The 2,520-nt window shown below is 66.7% G+C and carries 1 protein-coding gene and 1 pseudogene; both read left to right on the top strand.

Translation table 11 applies throughout. From position 1 onward, the window contains the following. Positions 1-244: pseudogene (locus ACY45C_RS01600) on the top strand (hypothetical protein); the annotation flags it as partial. Positions 245-425: 181 nt separating this feature from the next. Continuing rightward, a complete protein-coding gene (locus ACY45C_RS01595) occupies positions 426-1,787 on the top strand; it encodes a bifunctional UDP-sugar hydrolase/5'-nucleotidase (protein WP_462185897.1) in 1,362 nt (453 codons plus the stop codon). Positions 1,788-2,520: the final 733 nt, after the last annotated feature.

The following is a 2,520-nucleotide window of genomic DNA, read 5'->3' as shown; positions in this document are numbered from 1 at the left end:
CCTGTGGAGGGTTCGAAACGCGCAAGTTATTTCATTTCGACTCCTTAAGAGCGGCGGGATCTCCGCGTTGATCGATTACGACCTGCGTGAAGCTGGTGTGAAGATGCTGGACCAGGCGGTCGCGGCGGCGTCGGGTAAGCCGGTTGAGGAGCGCGTCGTCCTTCCGCCGCAGGTCTACACCGCGGACAATATCGACGACCCTGCGAAGCAGGATTCGCTGCAGGTAACCAAGTGCCCGGTCTGACCGCAGGTAGGCAAGTTTTCTAGGATGAGTGGTGTTCGGGCCCCATGGTCCGCTGGGCGGAAGTTCCGGTGCCCCAGGCGGCCAGCTCCAAGATTCCATGGGGCCCGAACATGTAAGGACGAGGACGTGAGCCTGCGCCTGTCTTCGCCACACCTACTCGAACAGGAAGGAGCCCATGCACATGACTGACATCCGCCTGCTCCTCACCTACGACTTCTTTGGATCGTTTGGCAGACAGGCAACATCCTGGGGGCAGCTGCCCGGCGGCTCGGCGTTGCGGGCGACGGTGAACCGGCTTCGCGAGGACGTGCAGACAAGTGCCTGGATCGACGTCGGCGACTTCTCCGCCGGAGGACCGCTCTGCACAGCGACCGAAGGTGTTCTCGGTTGGGCGGCCGCCGCCAGTCTTGGCTTTGATGCGGCTATCCCGGGCAATCACGAGTTCGACTTCGGTGATGCGGCGGTGTTGACATGGGCACAGCGGATCCCCTTCCCGCTGGTTGCCGCGGACCCGGCCTTGGTGGCGCTTGGCCCGGTGTTCCAACCGTACTGGACGGTCAGCTCGCCGAGCGGCCGCACCGTCGCGATCGTGGGCATCAACCTGGCCGAACGGCGCGGCCGGGCGGTCTATGACCAGCTCGGCGATCTCGACGCCGCGGCGCAGCTGACGATCGAGACCGCGGCCGGCCTTCGGGGCCAGGTCGACCACACCTTCGTGGCAATTCATGACGGGATCTTTCCAAGACCTGGCGAGCCGGACGGCGGCCAGCGGATGCGCGATTTCTGTCGCGCTCTTCGCGGGCACGTCGACGGTGTGTTCGGCGCGCATGTAACAGCAACGCGCCGGATCGGGACCGTCGCGGGAATGCCCTACATCCAGCCCTGGGCGATGGGCGTCGAGGTCGGCGTGGTGGATATTGACGATGACGGTATTCATCTTCGTGGCGAACTGGTCACTGCTCGCGAGGAGGATCGGCTCGGTTGGAGCGGTCCCGGCAGCAACACGCTGGCGGAGCTTCGCGGACAGATCATCGGTGAACTGGAGCGGCCGTTGACCGAACCCGCCATGCCCGGCGCGGGCCTGATCGGCGATGCCGTGGCACGCGGAGTGCTGGAGCTGACCGGCGCAGACGTCGCGATCGTCGGCCGGGCTGAAGTCAGCTGTGGTCAGGTGCCCCTTGACGGCATCCATACGTTCCTCCCCGCCGGGCGGGTCAGCGAGGCAGACCTGTTCCGTACCCTGCCGTGGCCAGGAGGCACCCGCGCCGACGAGACCTGGGCCGCGGAACTGTCCGCGGAAGAGGTCGAACTGCTCCGCCGCGGCCTCGACCTCTACTTCACCGAGGGATGTCACTGCGCGCCGCGCCGGGCAGGACACGCTGACGGTCTCACCGTGCTGAGCAGCATGCACGTTCGCAACGCCCGCACCCTGCTGGCGCGCGACGTGGACTGGCAGCCCACCGGCATCGGAATGCGGGACGGACTCCGCGCCTGGTTTTCCGGCAGGGCCCGCTCACAAGCAGCGGCACACCGACCTTACTAAGCTTTAAATAAGTCGGCTAGCACAATTTCGACTCTATTCTGGAGATCGTGTGCGCCGGGAACTATCCTGGTTGTATACGGGTATCCAGGTGGGGGTGGATTATCCGCCAAGAAGCGGGCGGCGCAGTGAGGCCATCCGCATGTAGGTAGTGGCCTTGTTCGATCAGGAAGTGGCTTCGGCGTGGCCCTACGGTTGGGGAGTTGGCCCCGAAGCCGGGGTGCACCCAGCGGCGGGGCCTGGCCAGCCCCCGGGACGGCAGCGTAGCCCTCCCGGGGGCTGGGCGAAACGCAGTGCCGGCTGAAAGCAGCGGCATCGCGCTGGCGACAACCGACGTCCTCACCGAGTGTCGTAGCTCGTATCTCCGCGTCTGATCTCGAGAAAGGCTATCTTCATGCGTGGACGTGTCGTCACCGCCGACGGGCGGGCCTGTCCCGGTGTGCTCGTCAGCGACGGCCGTACGGTTACTACCAGCGCGGCGGACGGGACGTTCTCGCTGGCCGCGGCGGGGCCGTTCGTGTTCCTTACCCGCCCCGGCACCCACCGCACGCCGCCACGGAGTGGTGCGCTGGCGCCACCAGCTGACCGGGCCGGGCACCGGGGCCCCGGGCCGCATCGACGGCGACGAGGTGATCGTCGGGGTCAGGCACGAGGACCGCCCCGCCGGAGCCGTCGAACTCCTCACCCTCGCGGATGGTTCCCGGCGCTGGCACACCCATCGGCACACCCACCGGAA

This window comes from Frankia sp. CcWB2, assembly GCF_977927585.1.
The sequence above is the reverse complement of the archived record's forward strand: the minus strand, read 5'-3'. Positions and strand labels throughout refer to the sequence as shown.

What these genes read in the sequence shown, in the direction of transcription:
- ACY45C_RS01595 (WP_462185897.1), top strand. Translation starts at nt 426, where the DNA reads ATGACTGACATCCGCCTGCTCCTCACCTACGACTTCTTTGGATCGTTT.